The 21914-nt window shown below is 43.6% G+C and carries 16 protein-coding genes; 9 read left to right on the top strand and 7 right to left on the bottom strand.

Translation table 11 applies throughout. The features are described from left to right. Nucleotides 1-123 precede the first annotated feature (123 nt). Both fabV and AB6E54_RS12850 read right to left on the bottom strand, forming a co-directional pair. The gene (gene fabV / locus AB6E54_RS12855; protein WP_017067782.1) at nucleotides 124-1323 is read right to left on the bottom strand and encodes an enoyl-ACP reductase FabV; all 1200 of its coding nucleotides are present in this window, start codon (nucleotides 1321-1323) and stop codon (nucleotides 124-126) included. A gap of 81 nt (nucleotides 1324-1404) precedes the next feature. Beyond that, on the bottom strand, nucleotides 1405-2022 hold the full coding sequence (locus AB6E54_RS12850; protein ID WP_017060079.1) for an arylesterase: 618 nt from the start codon (nucleotides 2020-2022) through the stop codon (nucleotides 1405-1407). Here AB6E54_RS12850 and AB6E54_RS12845 point away from each other — a divergent pair. The 3 genes from AB6E54_RS12845 (at nucleotide 2021) to AB6E54_RS12835 (ending at nucleotide 7122) form a co-directional block, all read left to right on the top strand. Next, nucleotides 2021-2695, top strand: coding sequence for an ABC transporter ATP-binding protein (locus AB6E54_RS12845; protein WP_004730959.1), 675 nt, complete (start codon nucleotides 2021-2023; stop codon nucleotides 2693-2695). The genes AB6E54_RS12850 and AB6E54_RS12845 overlap by 2 nt on opposite strands. Nucleotide 2696: 1 nt before the next feature. Continuing rightward, entirely contained in the window at nucleotides 2697-5135 is a 2439-nt protein-coding gene (locus tag AB6E54_RS12840; RefSeq protein WP_102333627.1) for an ABC transporter permease, read from the top strand. 532 nt (nucleotides 5136-5667) lie between these two features. Continuing rightward, nucleotides 5668-7122, top strand: coding sequence for an FAD-dependent oxidoreductase (locus tag AB6E54_RS12835; RefSeq protein ID WP_102333626.1), 1455 nt, complete (start codon nucleotides 5668-5670; stop codon nucleotides 7120-7122). Between the two features lie 180 nt (nucleotides 7123-7302). Here the strand turns inward: AB6E54_RS12835 and AB6E54_RS12830 are convergent, their stop codons facing one another. The 3 genes from AB6E54_RS12830 to AB6E54_RS12820 form a co-directional block, all read right to left on the bottom strand. Next, entirely contained in the window at nucleotides 7303-8253 is a 951-nt protein-coding gene (locus AB6E54_RS12830) for a biotin-dependent carboxyltransferase family protein (protein ID WP_102333625.1), read from the bottom strand. After that, nucleotides 8246-8998: an allophanate hydrolase subunit 1 gene (locus tag AB6E54_RS12825; protein ID WP_017060083.1), complete on the bottom strand. Its 753-nt coding sequence runs from the start codon at nucleotides 8996-8998 to the stop codon at nucleotides 8246-8248. The genes AB6E54_RS12830 and AB6E54_RS12825 overlap by 8 nt, the downstream gene beginning before the upstream one ends. 134 nt (nucleotides 8999-9132) lie before the next feature. Then, nucleotides 9133-9876 (bottom strand): 5-oxoprolinase subunit PxpA, encoded by a 744-nt coding sequence (locus AB6E54_RS12820; protein WP_017060084.1) that lies wholly within the window; start codon nucleotides 9874-9876, stop codon nucleotides 9133-9135. Between the two features lie 170 nt (nucleotides 9877-10046). On the opposite strand from AB6E54_RS12820, the gene AB6E54_RS12815 reads away from it, so the two are divergent. From AB6E54_RS12815 to galE, 5 genes are all read left to right on the top strand, one after another. Next, complete coding sequence (locus tag AB6E54_RS12815; RefSeq protein WP_372106876.1) at nucleotides 10047-11564, top strand: TonB-dependent receptor plug domain-containing protein; 1518 nt, start codon at nucleotides 10047-10049, stop codon at nucleotides 11562-11564. A 113-nt stretch (nucleotides 11565-11677) separates the two neighbouring features. Further along, nucleotides 11678-11965, top strand: coding sequence for a hypothetical protein (locus AB6E54_RS12810; protein WP_372106874.1), 288 nt, complete (start codon nucleotides 11678-11680; stop codon nucleotides 11963-11965). Continuing rightward, nucleotides 11955-12491: a YfiR family protein gene (locus AB6E54_RS12805; protein WP_102333622.1), complete on the top strand. Its 537-nt coding sequence runs from the start codon at nucleotides 11955-11957 to the stop codon at nucleotides 12489-12491. The genes AB6E54_RS12810 and AB6E54_RS12805 overlap by 11 nt, the downstream gene beginning before the upstream one ends. After that, entirely contained in the window at nucleotides 12491-14467 is a 1977-nt protein-coding gene (locus AB6E54_RS12800; RefSeq protein WP_102333621.1) for a diguanylate cyclase domain-containing protein, read from the top strand. Before AB6E54_RS12805 ends, AB6E54_RS12800 begins: the two co-directional genes overlap by 1 nt. A gap of 82 nt (nucleotides 14468-14549) precedes the next feature. Beyond that, on the top strand, nucleotides 14550-15563 hold the full coding sequence (galE, locus tag AB6E54_RS12795) for a UDP-glucose 4-epimerase GalE (RefSeq protein ID WP_102333620.1): 1014 nt from the start codon (nucleotides 14550-14552) through the stop codon (nucleotides 15561-15563). A gap of 340 nt (nucleotides 15564-15903) precedes the next feature. Here the strand turns inward: galE and AB6E54_RS12790 are convergent, their stop codons facing one another. Beyond that, complete coding sequence (locus tag AB6E54_RS12790) at nucleotides 15904-18036, bottom strand: TonB-dependent hemoglobin/transferrin/lactoferrin family receptor (RefSeq protein WP_372168899.1); 2133 nt, start codon at nucleotides 18034-18036, stop codon at nucleotides 15904-15906. Between the two features lie 224 nt (nucleotides 18037-18260). Between AB6E54_RS12790 and AB6E54_RS12785 the strand changes: the two genes are divergently transcribed. After that, nucleotides 18261-19148 (top strand): LysR family transcriptional regulator, encoded by an 888-nt coding sequence (locus AB6E54_RS12785; RefSeq protein ID WP_102333619.1) that lies wholly within the window; start codon nucleotides 18261-18263, stop codon nucleotides 19146-19148. On the opposite strand, the gene AB6E54_RS12780 is transcribed toward AB6E54_RS12785, so the two are convergent. Next, entirely contained in the window at nucleotides 19140-21821 is a 2682-nt protein-coding gene (locus tag AB6E54_RS12780) for a bifunctional acetate--CoA ligase family protein/GNAT family N-acetyltransferase (protein WP_017069918.1), read from the bottom strand. The genes AB6E54_RS12785 and AB6E54_RS12780 overlap by 9 nt on opposite strands. Nucleotides 21822-21914: the final 93 nt, after the last annotated feature.

The following is a 21914-nucleotide window of genomic DNA, read 5'->3' as shown; positions in this document are numbered from 1 at the left end:
AACCAAAGAAAACTATGAACCTTACGTTTAATAAGTATAAGAAATGTTGCACGAAAAAACCTCCGCAATTATGCAGAGGTTTTCAAATGTGAATCCGGGTCCCAGTAATGAGATAATTTTAGATTAAGGCTTTAACTTTATAAAATCTTCTGTATTAAGTTTCTGGCTATAATCTACCGATGGTTGAGCAAACCCATTTAATTGTAGAAATTCTTCTTTAAACCCTTGGTAATCCCCTAAGGTTTGGAAGTTATTTTCGTCCATCTTTTCTAGCAGTTCAGTTACGTGCGCTTGGGTTTCTGGGTCTAATTCCCAATCATCCATACGGATCAATCGCTCACCATCAAGTGGTACTTTGGATTGACCATAAAGTTTACTGCCAAACAGACGCTGCATTTGTTGGATACAACCTTCGTGGGTCTCTTTCTCTTTCATCACCTTATACAAAGCAAGTAAGTAAGGGCTTAATCCAGGGATGAAAACGCTCGCTTTAGTGACTAGGGCTTTACATACCGCCGCGTAAGCGTTGCCATCAAAGTTAGCTAACTCTAGATTAAGAGCGTGGCTGGTTTGGTGAAGGTCGATCTTAGCGCGTCCCAATGTACCGTCTAAATAGATAGGATGTGTGACTTCTGGACCCACATAAGAAAACGCGATTGTCTTACAACCCGGAGCAATAGATTCTGCGTTGATGAGCTCATCTATCCATTGTTCCCAATCTTCGCCTCCCATCACTTTGAGTGTGCTTTCGGCTTCCTCTTCCGTCGCGGCTTCAAGCGTGTTGGTGACCCAGTTGTCGTGTTCCAGAGAAATGGTTGCGCCAGTTACGCTTTCACCAATAGGTTTGATGGCAGAGCGCCAAAACTCATCGGAATCTGGTTTAGGACGAACGCCTGCAGCTAAGCTATAGATAATCAGATCCACTTCACCTTCGAAGTAGGTTTCAATGGCTTCGACAACTTGTGAGCGTGTTTCTTGCGAAAATGCGTCGCCAACGATGTTGATAGCAGTGCGTTGCTCTCGTTCGGCTTCTTTTTTGAAGTAGATGTTGTTGTACCAACCAGCACTACCTAGGGATTTTTCGTTTGGACCGCGCTCGAATGAGACGCCGATAGTGTCAGCTTTTGCGCCGCCAAAGGTAAGGGCAATACGAGCGGCAAGGCCAAAGCCTGAGGAAGCGCCGATAATCAGTACTCGTTTAGGGCCATCTTTGATTTGCGGCGCACTCTTAACAAACTTGATTTGTTGCTTTACGGCTTCTTGACAGCCAAGAGGGTGAGCGCTTTTGGCTACCACACCCTTGATAACAGGTTCGATCAGCATAAATAACCTTACAGTTAACGGTGATATGCACTCAGGCTAACGTAAAGCTGTGTAAAATTTATTGAGCTAGACCATTAAAACTTAAAGATACTGATATAATTCTTCGGCGACGAATTCAGCAATCCAAGGTTGAGCTTCTGGTTTTGGATGCAGTCCATCGTTCATCATCCACTCAGGTTTGAGGATGATATGCTCTAGGAAAAACGGCAAAAGTGGCACGTTTTGTTGATCAGCAAGCGCTGCAAAAACGTATTCAAACTGCTGGTTGTAACGCTTTCCGTAATTTGGTGGGATTTTAATCTGCATCATTATAGGTTTGGCGCCCGCAGCTTTTATCTGCTCAATGATCTGCTCAAGATTTGCAGACATCAGCTTAGGTGGGAAACCACGAAGTCCATCATTCGCACCAAGTTCGATAAGAACGGTGTCTGGAGCATGTTCTTCAAGCAATTGTGGTAGGCGGGCTAAACCATTGCCCGTTGTATCACCAGAAATACTCCCGTTAACCACGGTTACCGTTTTGTCATGCTTTGCTAACGCGTCTGGTAACAGGCTTGGCCAACTCTGTTTGATGTCCATGTTGTAACCAGCACTCAGGCTATCACCAAGGACCAGTAACTTAGAATCTAAGCGGGTATCTTGAGCCAAAGAAGCGGTTGAAAATAAAATAAAGAATAAAAAGGAAATTAGTCGAGTCATGCATACATCCATCATTAAAGCAGAAGCTGTTTCGAAGACAGTGTCTACTAATCAAGAACATTTAACAATCCTAGAGCACGTTGATATCGATATTCGTGAAGGCGAAACGGTCGCGATCGTAGGCACGTCTGGTGCGGGTAAATCGACCTTAATGACGCTGCTTGCTGGTCTTGATGTACCAACGAAAGGCGAAATCAGTTTATTAGGACAGCCACTTTCACAGCTTGATGACGAGGCAAGAGCGAAGATCCGCAGTGAATCGGTAGGGTTTGTATTTCAAAGCTTCTTGTTAATTCCAAGTCTTTCAGCGCTACAAAATGTCACGTTACCTTGTTTGTTAAAGGGAGAAGACGAAGACATCGAACGCGCGACTGCTCTGCTTGAATCAGTAGGCTTGAAAGACAGGCTTGATCACTTACCGTCGCAGCTATCTGGTGGTGAACAACAAAGGGTCGCGTTGGCGCGCGCATTTATGATTAAGCCAAAAATTCTTTTTGCCGATGAACCCACAGGCAACCTAGACCAACAAACGGCAGCCAAAATTGTTGAGTTGTTGTTTGAATTGAACTCATCCCACGGTACAACTTTAGTTTTGGTGACACACGATCCTAAGCTTGCACAACGTTGCCAAAGAACACTCAAGATGCATGTCGGTCAGATAGAGGAAGTCTAAATTGAATTCATCAAACGGACTGAATAAACGCCTGTTTTCATGGAGTATCGAAGAGATTCGACACGGTCAGCTTTGGCCAGTTTCAATCGCTTTAACGCTTATTATTGCTTGTGTATTTGCATTGTCGGCGTTGGCCGAACGTATGGAGCAGGTAATTGTTAAGCAGGGCAAAGATGCGCTTACTGCCGATATCGTGTTTATCTCAGCAAACCCAGTTCCACAATCCTTATTAGACCTCACTCAAGTTGAACAGTTAGAAAGCTCTCAGTTGACTCGTTTTTCAACCATGGCATTCAGTGACAACTCGATGCAGTTAGTGACGGTGAAAGCGGTTGAAAGTAATTATCCATTACGCGGTGAAATGATCTTAGTGGGTGCTGATAAAGCATCAAGTAACCATGTTGAGCCTGGGGAACTTTGGTTAGACGAGCGTATATTTGCACAGTTAGAGGTTGAGATTGGTGACGTTGTCACTATTGGCGATGCCGATTTAGCGATAACTGGACGAATCACTCAAGAACCAGGCTTAAGCTTTAACCCATTCCAACAGATGCCAGCCGTTCTGATTCATACAAGCGATATTGATGCCACGGGAGCGATTCAACCGGGCAGTCGTGTTAGTTTTAGGCTGTTTCTCAACGGTGATGATACAAAACTGCAAGCCGCGCAAGACAGCGTAGAATTAACACCAAGCGATCGCTGGCGTACTCAAGATTCTGCGAGCCGTACTAACGACATGTTCGAAAGCACGACTCAATATCTTTCGTTAACCGTTGCTATTGTTGTGATCATGGCTGCGACCACTTTGGTACTCACTTGCCAACATTATGTTGCGAGTCGCCGTAAAACCATCGCGATGCTTAAGAGTTTGGGTGCAAGCAAGCAGTGGATCGTTAAATGGTTGTCTGTACAGGTATCTTTATTAGTGGTTATCGGTGCAGTACTGGGAATAACTATCGGTATCGGCTTAGAGTTTTTGCTTCGTATACCTCTGGGTGACTTATTACCAACGCCACTTCCTAGCTATGGTATTGAACCTGCAATCTTGGCGATTTTATCAAGCATCTTAATTGGTGTTCCTGCTCTTGGTATCCCGTTAATTGGCTTGGTCAATACCTCGGCAATCAGCGTTATCCAATCAAGTCACCAGTCCAATGAAAGCTACAAGAAATATTTGTTGTTACTGGTACCGATTATTCCAATGATGCTGATGTATGGCGACAATCTATTGGTATGGATAGTTCTAGCGGGTATCGCTTGCCTGTTCTTAGTACTTGCGGTCGTTAGTACGCTTGTTCTGCGTTTGGTTGGCAAGTTACCGACATCTACGTCTATGCGTTTAGCATTGAGCAGAATTAATCGCACACCTTTAGCAACGGGGATTCAATTTGGCTCTTTAGCGCTTTCACTGATGTTGCTGTCTATCATCTGGTTGGTAAGAAGTGATTTACTGTCAGATTGGCAGCAAACCTTACCCGAGAACGCACCAAATGCGTTTGCACTTAACATTGCAAGCTATGAAAAAGACAGTTATCTCGAGACGATTGATGCAAACGAAGTAGAGCGTACTCAAGCGTTTCCAATTATCCGAGGACGACTGACGACGATAAACGGTGTCGAAGCATCGGAATACAGTGATACCTCTGGAGAAACAGACGCACTAAGCCGTGAGATCAACTTCACTTGGGGAGATAGCTTACCTAAGTACAATGAAGTATTAGAAGGTAACTGGACACAAGAGCATGGCGTATCTGTAGAATCGGATGTCGCGGAGCAACTGGATCTAAAGATTGGCGATGAGCTGTCATTCACAATCAACAGCCAGAATGTTTCTGCCAAGGTGAATAGCATCCGCAAAGTCGAGTGGCGAGAAATGAAGCCGAACTTCTACTTCATTTTTACTCCAGATGTCTTGAGTTCAATCCCTTCTACTTGGCTAGTGAGCTTCAGATTAGAAGAACAACACAATCAGATGCTCAACGAACTCTCTCGAAATCATCCAACCGTGAGTTTGATGGATATTCGTAAGATGGGTAGCAAGATCCAAGAGTTGCTTAAGCAGATTGTTTGGTCGATTACCGTACTTGCGGCGTTAGGTGTGGTGGCGGGGCTGTTGCTTATCTTCACTCTATTGCGATTGAGCTTATCTCAAAGACAACAAGAGATACGCTTGTATCGAACATTAGGCGCGAGTAAGAAGCGAATTCTCAATACTATTTGGTGTGAGTACGGTTTAATGGCGTTAGTCGCAGGCTCAATTGCAGCCCTTGGTTCTGAGCTCAGCGTGGCAGGAGTGATGAACTTTGGTTTTGAGTTACAACCTTCACTTCACCCGATGTTGTGGATAGCGCTACCGGTGCTAACGTTCATCACATTAGCCGCGGTAGTGAATAGCTTAATCAAACGTTTGTTGGCACCAGTAAACAAGGATTTTGGCTAGTCGTTAGCGAGATCTAGCCAAGCGCTTAAAACGGTCTAAAAGTGAGATTATTTATACTTAGTCATGCACTATTTATAATACGTCGCTTTAGACCGTTTTTTATTTAACCAACCGGTAGCATAAGTAAAAAATATCGCACCTTAGATTCCACTGTTTTTAGCATTTTTTAAAACTAATTACCCAATAATGCCGATTTAATGAACAGCGGTTAGTCCCTGTAAACAAAGGGTTTGCGCAACTTAGCAAGAACGTTATCAACAGTTATCCACAAAAACGGTGGATAACTTTAGGGATAAGTTAACCGCTATGTTTTAAGAGTACTGAGGCAGCCTTTATGTGGCGTCACTTAGGACAAATTTGACTGTTAGAATAACCTTTAAAACCCTATCTGGAGTTATTGAGTCAAGAGATTATTTATGTTTTTTACATAGATATTAAATCCCGCCTATCTAAGACCTTGATAAAAATGTGTTTTAATTCATCGCAGAACAAAAGTAGAATAGAGGCAGTTAATCTTATTCTACAGAACACGATGAACCACAACAAAACGGATACAAATCAACCTTCTATTGCCATTGTTGGTGGTGGTATTGCCGGAACAACGAGCGCGATTCACTTTAGTGAGTTGGGTTTTAAGGTCACTATCTTAGAAAAAGGGCCGAGTTTGGTTAATGGTCCACCAATTTGCCACCTGCACGCTGGCGGCAATTTGTATCGAGATATTTCTGTAGAGCAGTGTCTTCAGTTGCTCACGCAGTCAATTGATACCGTCCGCTTATTTCCTCATACGATCAATATTCGTCCGACAATCATCGCCGTTCCGCACAGTGATGGTGGAGAGCCGTTGGATCTGCTTCCTCGTCTCAAGATAATCAAAAGCGCTTATGCCGATCTTGTTAAACAAGATAAAAGCAACCAAGTGCTCGGTGATCCGGAAGAGTATTATAAGCTGTACAGCAAAGAAGATTTATTAGCACTTTCTGCGAAAACACAGCCTCTGAAACCAACATCGCTTGATGATTGGTGTATTCCTTTCGCCAAGCATACGGATTTAGAGACCCTAAAGTATCCTGTTGCGATGGTCCAAGAGTATGGCTGGAGCGTATTCCGACTTTCTGCGACCGCTCAACTCTCTTTGGGGCAACAAGCTAACTGTACTGTGTTAACCAACAGCCGATTACATTCTGTTGAGTCGACAGGTCAAGGTTGGTCTTTGACTTATACCGATGCCGAAAACCAAAGCTGCCAACTAACGACCGATTACTTGATTAATGCGAGTGGGTTTGAAACGGGTATCGTAGATGACTTTGTTGGCTCTAAGCAGCAAAGACTTGTTGAGTTTAAAGCTGCATACGTTACAGAGTGGCCATATTCGCAAGAATGTAAGGAAGAGTGGCCAGAAGTTATCTTCCATGGCCCGAGAGGTACACCGCAAGGCATGGCGCAATTAACGCCGTATGCTGATGGTGTGTTCCAACTTCACGGCATGACAGAAGGGATTACTCTGTTTGAGGGTGGGCTTGTTTCATCGTCAACAGACTCGTCACAGCCACAGTTGCCTTCGAAGCTGCTTAAGAAAATCGTATCGGGTTGGAGTGAAGATCAGCTTGAATTAAGAACTCGCGCGGCAATAACGCATATGTCTCAGTTCATCCCAAGTTTCAGTTCTGCATTGGTCGGTGGTAAACCTTTGTTTGGTGCACAACAGATTCCGGGAACCGATCCAAGCTTAAGAGCTTCAGACGTTTCATTCTGTGGGGATCGCTATGCTCGACTTGAAGTAGTAAAAGCTTCTTCAACATTAGAAGCGGCACAAAAGGTCGCTGAGCAATGGTTTGATGTATCAGAGGCGGCATCTATTGAAGACACACACTCAGTGACAATGTCACTTAATCTAAATGATATTGAAAACAGAGCGATAGATTTGACACAAGAACGTGGATACCCAGAAGCGCTTGCCAAGGTGTCAGGTCAAGATCACGCTTAATAGCCTATAATTAGTCTATCATCATCGACTGCGTTTAATTTCTTCAATTCGGCTTACTGTAATAGGTAAGCCGAATCTTCATTTCAACATCTGCTTAGATACCGAACCTCATCTAAATGACATCTTCCTAGTTGATTATTCTCAGCTACATAGCATTTAGCACATAACACATCGCAAAAACTAATAGCCGAAAAACTGAGCCCATTGGCACCAAACATCTTGTAAGCCCAAGCGATCGCCCTTGCTGAACGATATCGCATGTCCAGGTTTTGCTTGCGCCAAGCGTGGTAAATCGATTCTGGCGACACATCCTATCTTCGGATAACCACCTAAGGTCTGTCTATCATTAAGCAGCACGATAGGCTGTCCATCTTGTGGAATTTGAATCGCACCTAGGGCAATGCCTTCTGACAATAGCGAAATGTCAGGCGAGTCTACGGGCTCGCCACTGAGTCGATAACCCATCCGATTAGAGTTTTGGTCAACGTGATACTGCGCGTTATACAAAATCTCTCTTGCTGACTCGGAGAATAGCTCGCTTTGATAGCCTTCAATCACTCGTAGGTTCACGGGTAGATTGTAATCAGGCGTGTATCGGAAGGTAACACTCAACGCTTTAAATGGATGAGAGAGTTGGTGTTGGGTAAAAGCGATTTGTTGCCCTTGCTGGCATGGCTCGCCATCTTGCGTTAATCCACCAATCTTTTCACGAGTGACTGTAGAGCAGCTATCAAGAGTTGATGGAACATCGAAACCGCCCTTAATGGCTAAATACGCCCTTAGACCATTTTTAGGCAAACCAAATGAGAGAACTTGCCCCTTAAAAGCTTGAAAAGTGCTCCAGTTAGCCTGTGGTTTACCATCGAGTTTCGCTTGTAAATCACCCCCGCATAGTGCCATCTCGCAATCAACATCGATTCTCAACGCACATTGCCCAAGCGTGATTTCCAACGCCGCTTGGTTGACTGGGTTGCCCAATAGATGGTTAGCCCAGCTATAAGAGTAGTCATCAACCGGTCCACCTTGCGTTAATCCAAGATGAGCAACACCAAATCGCCCAAAGTCTTGAATCAAACTCAACGGGCCGGGCTTAATCACTGTCAGTGTTGGTTTAGTTTTTGTCTTAGCCATTTACGATGCCTCCACCCAACTCTACAAATTCTTTTTTTGAAATCGCTATGAAACGGACGGTATCACCAACATTAAGCAGAGACAGTGGTCTTTGCGTGATATCGGCGTTCTTCAACTGGCTATGATCGAACAACGGAAGTGGGCAATTGCCAATAATATTCCAACCGCCCGGTGAATCCGAAGGGTACACAGCTGTTTTCGTATCCGCGATGGCGATACTGCCTTTGGGCACAATTAAGCGGGGTGTGGAGTGACGGGGCAAGGCAAGCTCATTAACCACATCCGACATAAAGGCAAAGCCAGGCGTAAACCCAATCGCACTGACGCTGTATGTCTGTGAGGTGTGATGTTGAATTATCTGGTCGAGCGACAGGCCTTTGTTTTGATATCGGTCTAAATCGAGCGCCGTTTCTGGTGAGTAATAGGCAGGAAGCTCAATCGTATCACGAGTTTTACTAACACTAGAAAAGGACGACAGAGCATGACTCAACAAATTATTGAGCTGTTCAATGAGCTGCTGTTCTGATATTCGATAAGGGAGGTAGTCGACCAATATTGTTTGGTAAGCCGGTGTCACATTCATCAACACCGATGCTAAGTTTTGGCGAATGGCATCGGAAAAGTGAGCTATGTATTGCGCATATTCGGCGCTAGATTGATTATTTGAAGGCGATAGCGTCAAGGTCACCAAAACGCTGCATTCCGCGACTGGCGCTATATTGAATTCAATCTGATTCGTCGTCATTTCGTTTCCATACGTTTGTTATCTTGCCTTTTTTAGCTTACTTGGCGTGTCTCACTTCCGTGTCCAAGCCAATACAAATCAATTAGATCTCACGAGCGATTAGACCATGCGTCATACCAATCACACGCTTCATACTAATTAAAAGCGTTGAGGTCTTGTCTGATTTTTCTAATTAATGCGATGGATTGAGGGTTATCACCATGAACACAGATAGTATCAGCTTCAATAGGCAGTCTTTCGCCCTCTAAAGTCGTAACCGAGCCATAGTTAATGATTTGCATAACTTGGTTATAGATATCGTCTTGATTGACGTAAACCGAGCCTTTTTGAGTACGTGGCGCTAATTGTCCGTTATTTAAATAAGCACGGTCGGCAAACGCTTCAAACAAGAGAGGCAAGTCATGGTCGTCAGCAATATCCAAATACTGTTGATTGTCTGATGAAGAGAGAATCATCAACGGGATGTTAAACTCAGCGACGGCTTGGGCTACCGCATTGAACACATCAATGTTTGCCATCATATCGTTATAAAGAGCGCCATGAGGTTTCACATAGCCAACAGTGGTATGGTGATAGCGGCAAAGGGCTTGTAATGCACCGACTTGATAACAAACCAGCTCACTGATTTCGTCCATGGTGTGTGGAATAGAACGGCGACCAAAACCAACGAGATCTTGATAACCGGGATGAGCACCAATTTGGGTGTGATAGTGCTGTGCCAGTTTTATCGTCTTGGACATAACGTGCGGATCAGACGCGTGGAAGCCACAAGCGATGTTTGCCATATCGACCCATTCCATGACCGACTCGTCATCGCCCATCTTCCAATTGCCGAAACTTTCTCCCATGTCGCAATTAAGCAAAATCTTCGTTGTCACGTGGTGCTAATCCTTTACGTTGAGGTAAGTAATGACGGTCTTATAAATACCATAAATAAACAGTGACCTAACTCAAACTTTCGACACCGTAGATTTACCAGTATGGCATTTCATATATAGTTGAACTATTGATTAAAGGATTAATATCTATCTGTATATTAGGTGAGCACATGATATCCCGCCAGGTTTGCTTAGGACTAGCATTAACGACACCTGTTTTTGTCTCTGCTCAAGAAAACTCTCTAGACCAGCTCATGTCGATGAGCCTTGAAGAGTTGTCTATGTTAGATGTCGAAATGGAAACGGCTTCGAAAGTGACACAAAAACTCACTGATATTCCCTCGTCGGTGTACGTACTTTCTAATGAGCGAATTCAGCGTAGTGGGGCGAAAACCATTGCTGAAGTCCTAACACTTGTACCCGGACTCAAAGTCACCAAATTCAACGAAACCTCATGGTTTGTTTCGACTCGCGGCTTTCATGATGGGCTATATAACAAGATGCTCGTGATGATGGATGGACGAAGCTTGTTTAGCCCAGTCTATGGCGGTACGTATTGGAGTGACGTTGATTATGTGCTTGCCGACATCGAACGCATCGAAGTACTAAAAGGCCCCGGCGGAACAATTTGGGGAGGCAACGCGGTTAATGGTGTTGTCAATATCATTACTAAGTCTGCCAATGATACGCAGGGGACTTATCTCTCCGGTGTCGCGTCTAATACTGATAACTATGAATTTAGTGTTCGTCAGGGATTAAGCCTCAACGACAGTGTGAATGCGCGTGCCTTTTATAAGTACCGAGAAGAACCCACGTATCGCACAAACGAATCTGAAAAATGGAAAGCACAAACGGCAGGGATGGTTTTTCAGCCAAGTAATGCCGAAGAAAATTGGTCATTACGTATCGGGGGTGAGAAAAGCTTTTATGAGTCGGACTTGTATACGTTTCAATATGATAACTCAGGGTCGTTTGTCGGATCACAAGCCAACGATTTCGATAACAAGAGTCAATCTGTTTACGTCCAATTCAACGACTCTCGCCATTTTGATGAAAGTTCGACACTCTCATATTCGTTATGGGGTGAATATAATGAGGATAATGCGCCAGACGCTCCGGGAAGCTATTCGACCCTCGATTTTGACTCTACTTATATCAACCAACTATCGGAAAGCCATCAGCTAACACTTGGTGGTGGCCTGCGATATATGTATCTTGATTTCTCCTCAAGCCAAGTTTCGGACGTGGATTGGTACAACCCTGATTACTACGGTCGAGCTTACAACATCCAATCTGCCAACGATTACATTGCGAACGCTTTTATACAGTCTCAAATTCAAATGACGGAAGCGCTGTCTATTACTCTTGGTGCCAAGGTTGAACACTTTACACAGAATGAATCAACTGAGCTTTCACCTCAATTGCGTGGTTTATATAAGTTCACCCAACGTCACTCCGTATGGGCGGGGCTTAGCCGTGCGGTCGTTGCACCATCTTATATGGATTCCAATTCCACCTATTATTTCAATAGTTACAATGCTGACTCAAACAACAGCTACCTAGATGTATATAAATCAAGCTCGAGTCTTGAAACAGAGAGTGTCGTAACGGCGGAAATGGGTTATCGCTACTCAAACAATTCAAATTTCGAACTCGATGCAACGATTTATCTGAGTGAACATGACTGAGTTACGCCTATACGACATTGGAAGGTGAGAATAAAGGTGATGACCTGAAATCTAGTCCTCAAACGAGTGTTTATTACGATATTGATAATGAACATTTAGCCACGGCACAGTTGATGTGGAATATCACCGAAAGTTGGCAATTCGATGTGATAGGCCAGTACATTAATGTGAATTACCCAGACTATTGGGTAGCAGGCGATGGCACTCAATATAAATGGCAGTCTTACCCACATGAAATAACCTTTGATGCGCGTCTCGCATGGAAAAAATCGTCCGCAGCACCTTTAATTGAAGTGGTTGTTGAAAATATAGGTAAGAGTGACGGCTATCAAGCTGAATTCACATCTCAGAAAAGCGTCAATCAAGAATCGGTGTATGTGAGGATCTCTCATGAATTCTAAATGGCTTAAGCACCGCATTAAGCTCGGCTTATCTAAACTAGGCTTAGCGGCTTTAACGATGCTTATTGTGCCGTTGAACACCTCAGCTGCTAGCTTCAAACCTTATGAAGTGAAAGCGGTGTACCTTTTTAGAATTGCGAATTTTATACGTTGGAATGATGAAAGCTCAATGAACGCTGTGAACTTTTGTGTGATTGGCGATGAAAAGGTAAGCCAAGTGCTGACGTCAATTACCGAGGGGAAATCTATTCGTTCACTCGATATCCAAGTCCAACAGTCGATTACTTCTAAGTGCGATATTACGTATTTGTCTGACCGTAAAAATGACCAATTTCTTAGTCAAGAGCACTCGCCACATACTGTGACAATCAGTGATATGCCTAACTTTACGGACTTAGGTGGAATCATTGAACTCACGCACATCGATAATAAGCTCAAACCTAAGATCAACCTAGAGAACGCAAGGCGCGGTGACTACGCCATTGGCTCAAGCCTGTTACGAATCGCTATAGTGGAGGGCCAATAATGTTGTCTTTCATTAATAACATATCGATTAAAAACAAGCTGATATTACCCATTATCATCTTTATCGCAGTCACTTTTGTCACGATTCAATCAGTAAATTACACTGTCACGTTTGAGAGAGAGAAAGAGAGTCTTATTCAGCGTGTTAAAGTGCTAGCACAAGTTGTTGCTTATAACTTGCAAGCCGCGATTTTATTTGAAGACAAGTCATCGGCTCAGGAAATATTGTCAGCTTTCGTCGCAGATAAAGATATTGTTAGAGTGAAGCTCTATGACATCAACGAACAGCTTTTTGCCAGCTATCAGGTGAGCAACACTCTGGTTCCAAGGCCAAACGCAGAAGAATTAGACGATATCGCCGATCATCAATTTGCCATCTCTGAGCATTTCATCTTCTTGCTCGTTCCAGTGACACTGGATGGCGCAGTGATCGCGAACTTGAGAGTAACAATATCGAAAGAGACGTTTAATTCGATCTTAACGAATATTTTCAAGGTTGCGGTCGTCTACCTGTTGTTTCTGGTGATGTTAGGCGGAGTAGTGGTCAAATTGGTGCAACGCTTGATTATCGAACCGATGTTTGACCTCAATGAGGCGATGCAAGCCTTTGTTGAGCGTCGTTCGAAGCAGCCTAAATTAGTCGTAACGAACCGCGATGAAATCGGCGATCTGGTTCGAGCTTTCAATACCATGTTAGAAAGGCTTCAACATCGCGATAACCAAATCAATTTTACGTTAGACAAGTTACAAGAAGAAAAATCATTCGCAAATGAGGTCATTGAAACCGTTCAGCACTCTTTGTTGGTGGTGGATGAAAAAGGGCTCATTCTTCATGCGAACGCAGCTACTCGGGATATTTTTAAATGCTCGGAAGCCTTTCTTGAGAATTTGTTGATCCAAGAGTTGATCGCGACCAAGCAAACGGGTTACTTACAAGATGTTATTGATGCCAATATTGAACTTAATGACGAATTGCTGGAAACCACCGATCTCTTTCAATCAAAACGCTGGCTTCGTGTGAGCAGTCGTTCTTTGACAAAACATGGTCGTATTCTTTATGCAATCCAAGATGTCACCGACATAGAAACGGCCATGAGTCGCCAACGTATTGCTGCGGGTGTTTTCGAAAACAGTAAAGACGGCTTGATCGTGCTCAACTCATCCAATGTGATAACCATGGTTAACCCGGCGATCACACAACTTCTCGGTTATCACTCTGATCTGCTGGTGGGCAAAACACCATTTGAAGTATTTTCGTGGCAGCAATTTTCATCATTGATGCCGACAATTCGCAGTTCGTTAGACAACTATGGTCAATGGCAAGGCGAAGTGTGGGAGAAAAGCGCGTCCGGCACGTTAGTTCCAATGTTTGTCAAAGTGAATCGAATTGCCTCAGACAACGAGAAAGACGAGTTTGATATGGTATTAACGCTGTCTGATTTATCCAACGTTAAAGAGATGGAAAGACTCGAACACTTGGCTCATCACGATGCATTAACCGGGTTAGCGAATAGAGCGCAGCTGTATAAGGTTATGGATGATGTTGTCACGTCGAGCCACTATTCAAATCAGCATTTTGCGGTTATTTACTTGGATTTGGATGGCTTCAAAGAAGTGAATGACAACTATGGTCACGATGCGGGTGACGAAATCCTTAAAGAAGTGTCAAACCGGTTATTATCTCAGGTAAGAGCGGGGGATTTGGTTGCACGTTTGTCGGGTGATGAATTTGTTCTTATTATTAAACAGACAAACAAAGTCTTATTAGCGAAGTTAGCCGAGCGATTGTTGGATCTGATCGGGCAAGAAGTGAATTATAAACAGCGTTCACTTCATGTTGGGGCGAGCTTAGGTATCAATTTAGTTGATGGCTCAGAGCGTGATATTGACGTGATTCTAAAGGTTGCTGATGAGGCTATGTACCAAGCGAAACGCAAAGGAAAAGGTCAGTTTGTGTTCGCTCGTGAGGGTAAATAGGCACCGGTGTTTGTGAGCTCACCCTAAGTTGTTGTATCATAAGTGATAGGTTGAATATTTTTAATTAAAAGGTCTGCTAAGCATGAATGTTTTAGTTACAGGTGGCATGGGTTACATTGGTAGCCATACAAGTATCCAGATGATCAACGCAGGTATGACACCTGTACTTTTTGATAGCTTGTACAACAGCAAACCAAGCGTTCTAGAGCGCATCGAAAAAGTCTCGGGCGTTCGTCCCAACTTCATTGAAGGTGACGTTCGTGATAAAGCGCTTTTGACTGAAACTATGAAGCAACACAACATCGAAGCGGTTATCCATTTTGCTGGTCTGAAAGCCGTCGGAGAGTCTGTGGAAAAGCCTCTTGAATACTACGACAACAACGTAAACGGCACTTTAGTTCTTGTTGATGCAATGCGTGATGCGGGTGTAAAAACCTTGGTATTTAGCTCTTCAGCAACGGTATACGGTGATCCTGCAAGTGTGCCAATTACTGAAGACTTCCCAACAAGCGCTACCAACCCATATGGTCGTAGTAAACTAATCGTTGAAGAGTGTTTAACCGATTTCCAAAAAGCCAATCCTGATTGGAGCATTACACTGCTGCGTTACTTTAACCCTGTAGGTTCACATCCAAGTGGTGAGCTAGGTGAAGACCCGCAAGGTATCCCAAATAACCTAATGCCATTTGTCTCTCAAGTAGCAGTGGGCCGCCGTGAATTCCTATCTGTATTTGGTAGCGATTATCCAACAAAAGACGGGACTGGCGTTCGCGATTACATCCACGTAATGGATCTGTCTGATGGCCACATCGCAGCGCTTGAGAAAGTAGGGTGCAAAGACGGTCTTCATATCTACAACCTTGGTACGGGTAACGGTTCAAGTGTGTTAGACATGGTTAAAGCATTCGAACAAGCAAGCGGTAAAGAGATCCCTTACAAGCTAGTTGAACGCCGTCCTGGTGACATCGCAGAGTGTTGGGCAGATCCAGCTAAAGCTCAGAAAGAACTGGGCTGGAATGCAAGCCGCACATTGGCTGAAATGACCGAAGATACATGGCGCTGGCAGTCAACAAACCCGAATGGATTCCCTGGTTAACCTAGTGGTTTCGTGAATGATTCAAAAATTAAAAGATGCTTTCGGGCATCTTTTTTGATCTTAATCGAATAAAAAGTAAATTAGTGGTTAAAAAGTATCATTCTGTATCCGCTGTGTTATTATGCTCGCGAATTATATGTTTAATGTTAATTTTCTTTGGAGTTAATCATGGAACTAGGCCTAATCATCACTTTCATCGTTGCTGCTGCAGTAATGGTTAAAAAAGAGATGGCAGAGAAGTAATTTCACTTATTACCTTTTTTATACAATTTTTTAGTGAAATAATAAAAGCCAGCATTTAGCTGGCTTTTTAGTATCTGCAATTCAGTTTTTTAACGAATTAGAATTCGTATTTAGCTGTAATTGACCAGTTACGACCTGCTTGCGTGTAATCTTTATCTTCTTGTGAGAATCCACGAACGTCATTCCACGAGTAGTACTCTTCATCCGTAACGTTGAAGAGACCTGCTCTAAGCGTAAGATCCTTCATCGGCAAGTAGTATGCTGTTAGGTCAACTACAGTTGCTGAATCAATTGGTAGAATTTCATCATTCAAACCATCGCTGTTGATATCACTAGACTTCTTACCTGCTGTGTAGCTTATGTTAAGTGATGTACCCCATAGTGCTGAAGGAGCATCATAGTTAAAACCAACGACAGCGTTCCAAGGGTTTACACTGTTAAGAGGATTACCTTCGCCATCTTCACCTTCAGTATACGTTGCAGAAACACGAGTACTAACACCTTTCACTGGCATGAAGCTATTCCAAGACTGTGTATTTGACGCTTCGATACCTTTAATTACGGCTTCATCAATGTTTACATTCTGATATATTGTTGGATCGGCCGGAGTGGCTGAGCCACTAACTGCTACGTTATCAATAAAGTTATCATAATCGCTGTAGAAGATAGCAATTTCGCTTGATGAATAATTTGTGTTATGACGCCAACCTAACTCGTATGAAATACTTTCTTCAGCTTCTAAGTCAGGGTTAGGGGCATTCAAATAACCGTGAGCAGGATTACCAAATGAGTAGTAAAGCTCTTGGAAATCAGGAGCTCTAAAGCCTTGGCTGATTTGACCGAAGATCTTATTTTCATCATTAAGCGTGTAAGTTGTACCCAAACGTCCGGTAACAGCTGAGTCTGAATATTTTGCATAAGACTCTTCTGGGTTACCACTTGGGTTTTGACTTGTATCACCTGGATCAGTTTCAAAACCATCAAAACGAACACCCGGAGTAATCATCCAATTTCCGATCGTCATTTCATTTTGAGCAAAGAATCCATATTTTCTTTCAGATGCGGCAGGGATGTAGAAAATAACTTGGTCTGCGCTGATGGAGTTATATTCGTTATTAACGTTTTTAATGTCTTTGTCCGAATATGAAGCGCCATAGATAAAGTAGTTTTCTACATTACCCGTCATGAAGAACTTATCGAATTGCACATCAAATTGATAACCTTCATCCTCGTAGATATAGTCCTTTTTCTGAACATTACCTGCCGGAGGTAGGAACATACCGCCATTAGAAGTACGATTAGTTACGCCATTCTCTTCTTTGCTCAGCCAGTCAGCTTGCCAAGTAATAGTATCTGCAAACGCTAGGTCAGCATCCCAAATATGTTTGATACCGATTTGCTGTTGGCTAGTTGTGTCTTCGCCAGTGTAGTCGGTGTAACTTGCACTATTTAAATCGGTATCACCAGAATTCTCAATGAAGTTACCAGAAAACTCTAAACGGTGTTGTTCGTTTAATTGGTACTGAAGCTTAACCAACAAGTTGTTGTGCTGAGTATCTTGCTCATCAGGTGTACCAAAGTTATCAGTTTGCTCACCGTCTCTGCGAGTATAAGCAACTAACGTTTCTAGGTCGCCAATACGATTTGCTAAAGCAACCGATTCGCTAAAGGTATTATCAGATGAAGAGTAGTTGAACTTCGCGTGGCCACCGAAGTCTTTGTCTTTTAAAAAGTCACTCGGGTCTTTTGTTTCGAACGCAGCAATACCACCAATCGCGTCAGAACCATACAGAGAAGAAGCCGCACCTTTAACAATCTCGACAGACTTCAACATATCCGTATCGACATCAATGCGTGAAGAGTTAATGAAGTTATATGACTGAGTACCACTTGGAGTAAATTGGCTAGTTTGTGATACTCCATCAACGATAACCTTTACTCGGTTACCTTCCATACCACGAATGTTAATACCTTGAATCCCTTGGCGAGAATTCGTCGTCACCGTGACACCTGGTGTGTACTTAAATAAGTCTTCTACATCCGTAACCATGTTTTTTTCGATATCTTTATCGTTAATCACAGTTACCGACGCAGCAACATCTTCAAGTTGTTGATTAGTACGAGTCGAAGATACAACAACCTCGTCAAATAGGGCATAATCTTCAGCAAAGGCTGATGTTGATGAAAGCGCTAAAACGATTGAAGCAGAGAGCAGGGATTGCTTATACATCTGATAGTTACCTTAGTTCCATAGTATTATCTTGATTTGCGAAATATAATATTGGATCTAAATGATAATTACTATTATTTGCATTTAAATGATTTTCAATTTTATCAACTAACTCATAATTAATACTCTTAAATATCTGTATTAAAAAGACTTTTACAGTTCCATTCACAGTCTGAATGCTTCTGTTTTTGTGATTCAAGTCTCATTTATAAAGTAGGAAAGCTATGCATAGTCCAATAACACTTGAAGCGTTACACATCCTAGACGCCATCGACCGACGTGGAAGTTTCGCCGCCGCGGCCAATGAAATGGACAGAGCGCCTTCATCACTCAGCTATCAAATACAGAAGCTTGAACAAGATCTAGACATCATGATTTTTGACCGCTCAGGCCACCGTGCAAATTTCACGGAAGCGGGTCAGTTGATACTTGAGCAAGGTAGAATCATTCTTGGAGCTACAGAACGTCTTGTTAACGAGGCAAGCATTCTAGCCAATGGTTGGGAGCTCGATTTGACCATCGCCTTTGATGGCATTATCCCGATTGCTAACTTTTTCCCACTGGTAGATGAACTAGGAAAAATCAGTAAAACACGCGTTCGTTTGCAAGAGGAAATCTTAGCGGGTTGTTGGGAATCTCTCACAGATGGTCGTGCTGACTTATTGGTATGCCCTAAGCTCGATACAATTCCAAACGATATGAAAAGTGACGCAATTGGTAAAATGGAGATGGTGTGGGTCGCGGCATCAAGCCACTATGTTCACAAGCGTTCTGGTGAATTCGATCAGAAGGTGAGAGAAAGTTACAGGGTTATTGCCATTGCAGACACCGCACGCGATCAGCCAGCACTAAGCATCAATATTCTAGAGAAACAGCCACGTTTAACCGTGACAAGCTTTCCTGCGAAAGTAGAGGCTTTGACATCAGGACTAGGGATTGGCACCTTACCGAATAGTGTCGCTAAACCTTTGATTGAATCTGGCGTACTACAGCAGATCTCCGGTACAGAACCACAACCGATCGATATTGTTATGGCTTGGCGACGCAACAAAATGGGCGACGCCAAGTCTTGGTGTATCCAACATCTTAAAAAGACATGGGCGTTAAAGTAACGGTAACACCATATCTGCAGTACCATCTTCAAAACTGATATCTAGCTTAAAACCGAGCTTTTGAGCTAGTGTCAGCATCCCTCTATTGGTTGGCATCGTCATACCCGACATCTGCTTGGTCTGCTTCGCACGGCAGTAATCGATAACCTTGGTCATAAGAATGCGACCTAGACCAACACCTTTAAGGTCAGAACGAATCAATATTGCGAATTCGGCGTCTGTGTTCTCAGGGTTAATCAGCGCACGGGACACGCCGATGATCGCTGGAACGCCTTGTTCCTCGCGAACGACCACAAAGGCGATTTCTCTATCGAAATCAATCTGAGTGAAATTCGCCAACGCCTCATGATTGAATTCACCGACATCACTAAAGAAACGCTTATAGAGATCTTCCTTAGACACACGGTTAATGAAGTCAGCATGAAGCGGTTCATCTTCGGGAAGAATAGGGCGTAACAACACTTCGGTTCCATCTTTTAGCTGGATACGTTCTTCAAGCTCGACCGGATAAGGGCGAATCGCAAGACGTTCCTGTGGATCGCCTTCGTACGCTTTCAAGATGATATCGGCATCTAATATCGTGAACTTGTCACCATTGGCCAGTACTGGATGGATATCCAAATCATGTATTTCAGGGCAATCCACTACCATTTGCGATATACGTACCAATAACTCAGACAAACCTTCTATATCGATGGGGTTAGGGAGTTTTTGTAGACGAATCTTGCCGCTTTTTATCGCTCGAATAATCAAGTAACGCGCCAGTGTCATGTTGAGCGGTGGAAAAGCAGCTGCGGCATCAATCGACTCATCCCACTCCGAACCACCTTGTCCAAGTAATATGATTGGGCCGAAGGTTTCGTCTGTTGTAACCTTAATACGCAACTCTTGGCCGCCCGCGAGCTTAGCCATACCTTGAATTAACAAGCCGTGGATGTTTGCTGTAGGGAAGGATAATTGAGAACGATCGAGAATTGCCTGAGCCGCATTGGCAACTTCACTGCTGTTTCGCAAATTGAGCATCACGCCTTGTACGTCTGACTTATGTGCAATATCCGGCGAACGTAATTTTACTGCGACGGGATAACCGATCGTTTCAGCGATGTGTACCGCTTCACTTGGGTCAGAAGCGATCCAAGTTGGTAACACATCGAGGTTGAAGCTCTTGAAAAACTGACTGTTTTGGTGAGTATCAAGGCTAACTGTATCTTTATCCAGTAGTTTTCTTTCTATCCAACCTTTCGCATCTGCTAGATCTTCAATGTGTACTTTTTCTGCAGTGGTCGGCGTTTCCATTAACTGACGTTGGTTACGTCTGTACTCGACTAAGTGCATGAATGCGACCACAGAGCTTTCAGGGGTCCGATAAGTTGGGAAACCCGCTTCGGTAAACAGCTTTCGTGCGGGCCTTGCTGTTAGCTCACCAGACCAATTCGTCAGGATGTTAAAGCGCTTGTGGCGAGGGTGCTTCTTAATCGCTTCAATAATTCGTTCTGCCGTTTTAGCGGAATGTGCGACCGCTGAAGGGCTGTGCATGATAAGAATCGCGTCTGCTTCATCGCCATCGAGTAAGATGTTTATAGTGTCGATATAACGTTGATCACCAGCGTCGCCGACAATATCGATAGGATTGCTATGAGACCAACTCGATGGCAAAACCTTGTTCAACTTATCAAGTGTCTCTTCTGAAAACTCTGCGAGCTTACCACCGCGGTCAAATAGGGTGTCCACAGCCATAATCGCAGGGCCGCCACCATTAGTAACAATAGCCAAGCGCTCGCCTCGCAATGGTACTGAATGAGTCAGTGTTTCTACCGCAGCAAACAGTTCATGTAAGTTCTTAACTCGTAGCATGCCGCTGCGTCGGATTGCGGAATCATAAATAATATCTAATGTGTCGGCACCGCCAGTGTGAGCCATTGCTGCGGCTCTGCCTTTCGCCGTTCGACCGCCTTTCAACACCAAAATTCGTCGGTTACGCGAAGCCGCACGCGCTGCAGAAATAAAGCGCCTCGCATCAGTAATGCTGTCTACATAAAGCAATATCGCTTCGGTGTGAGAGTCGGTACTGAGATAATCCAATAACTCCGAGAATTCGATATCGCTACCATTGCCTATAGAGATAAACGCCGAAAAACCGATCTCTTTGTCATTAGCCCAATCGAGAATAGTGGTACACACAGCTGCCGACTGAGAAACAAAGGCGATCTTACCGGGTAATGCTGTCACTGGAGAGAATGAGGCGTTCAAATTTAACCAAGGAACAATCACCCCCAAACTATTGGAACCCAACACTCGAATGTTGTGCTTTTTGGCAATCGCTAGGCATCGTTCATCATACGTCTCACCATTATCGCTTTCTTGCTGCATGTCTGAAGAAAGCACAATGACAGAGGCTATACCTTTCTCAGCCAGTTCTTCAAAAATAGCGACATTACGGGTCGCATTGGTACACAAGATTGCGAGGTCAGGAACAATCGGTAACGACAAAATGTTCTTGTAAGAAAGCACACCGGCCACTGAATCATATTTCGGCGTAACCGGCATCACCGCACCTTTAAAATCCCCATGCAACAAATTGTTCATAACAATATATCCTGCGCGTGTTTCTCGTTGAGAAGCACCAACAACAGCGATTGAACGGGGTTTAAGTAGGGGATCAAGATGATTCATAGACATATCCTAGCAATGCACGTAACTTCATCGTAACTTACTTTGCACTCACAGGTTGATGGCAAATTCACCGAATTCAGATGAATAAGCAAA

The organism is Vibrio sp. 10N.247.311.49 (assembly GCF_041467655.1).
GTDB classification, from domain to species: Bacteria; Pseudomonadota; Gammaproteobacteria; order Enterobacterales; family Vibrionaceae; genus Vibrio; species Vibrio crassostreae_C.
This window is presented reverse-complemented; position numbering and strand designations above follow the sequence as displayed.

Excerpts from the sequence above, each read along its gene's own strand:
- AB6E54_RS12835 (WP_102333626.1), top strand. The coding sequence starts at position 5,668 with ATGAACCACAACAAAACGGATACAAATCAACCTTCTATTGCCATTGTT.
- AB6E54_RS12805 (WP_102333622.1), top strand. The coding sequence starts at position 11,955 with ATGAATTCTAAATGGCTTAAGCACCGCATTAAGCTCGGCTTATCTAAA.
- AB6E54_RS12780 (WP_017069918.1), bottom strand. The coding sequence starts at position 21,821 with ATGAATCATCTTGATCCCCTACTTAAACCCCGTTCAATCGCTGTTGTT.
- AB6E54_RS12790 (WP_372168899.1), bottom strand. The coding sequence starts at position 18,036 with ATGTATAAGCAATCCCTGCTCTCTGCTTCAATCGTTTTAGCGCTTTCA.
- AB6E54_RS12825 (WP_017060083.1), bottom strand. The coding sequence starts at position 8,998 with ATGACGACGAATCAGATTGAATTCAATATAGCGCCAGTCGCGGAATGC.
- AB6E54_RS12845 (WP_004730959.1), top strand. The coding sequence starts at position 2,021 with ATGCATACATCCATCATTAAAGCAGAAGCTGTTTCGAAGACAGTGTCT.
- AB6E54_RS12830 (WP_102333625.1), bottom strand. The coding sequence starts at position 8,253 with ATGGCTAAGACAAAAACTAAACCAACACTGACAGTGATTAAGCCCGGC.
- galE (WP_102333620.1), top strand. The coding sequence starts at position 14,550 with ATGAATGTTTTAGTTACAGGTGGCATGGGTTACATTGGTAGCCATACA.
- AB6E54_RS12785 (WP_102333619.1), top strand. The coding sequence starts at position 18,261 with ATGCATAGTCCAATAACACTTGAAGCGTTACACATCCTAGACGCCATC.
- fabV (WP_017067782.1), bottom strand. The coding sequence starts at position 1,323 with ATGCTGATCGAACCTGTTATCAAGGGTGTGGTAGCCAAAAGCGCTCAC.
- AB6E54_RS12810 (WP_372106874.1), top strand. The coding sequence starts at position 11,678 with ATGTGGAATATCACCGAAAGTTGGCAATTCGATGTGATAGGCCAGTAC.
- AB6E54_RS12800 (WP_102333621.1), top strand. The coding sequence starts at position 12,491 with ATGTTGTCTTTCATTAATAACATATCGATTAAAAACAAGCTGATATTA.
- AB6E54_RS12850 (WP_017060079.1), bottom strand. The coding sequence starts at position 2,022 with ATGACTCGACTAATTTCCTTTTTATTCTTTATTTTATTTTCAACCGCT.
- AB6E54_RS12815 (WP_372106876.1), top strand. The coding sequence starts at position 10,047 with ATGATATCCCGCCAGGTTTGCTTAGGACTAGCATTAACGACACCTGTT.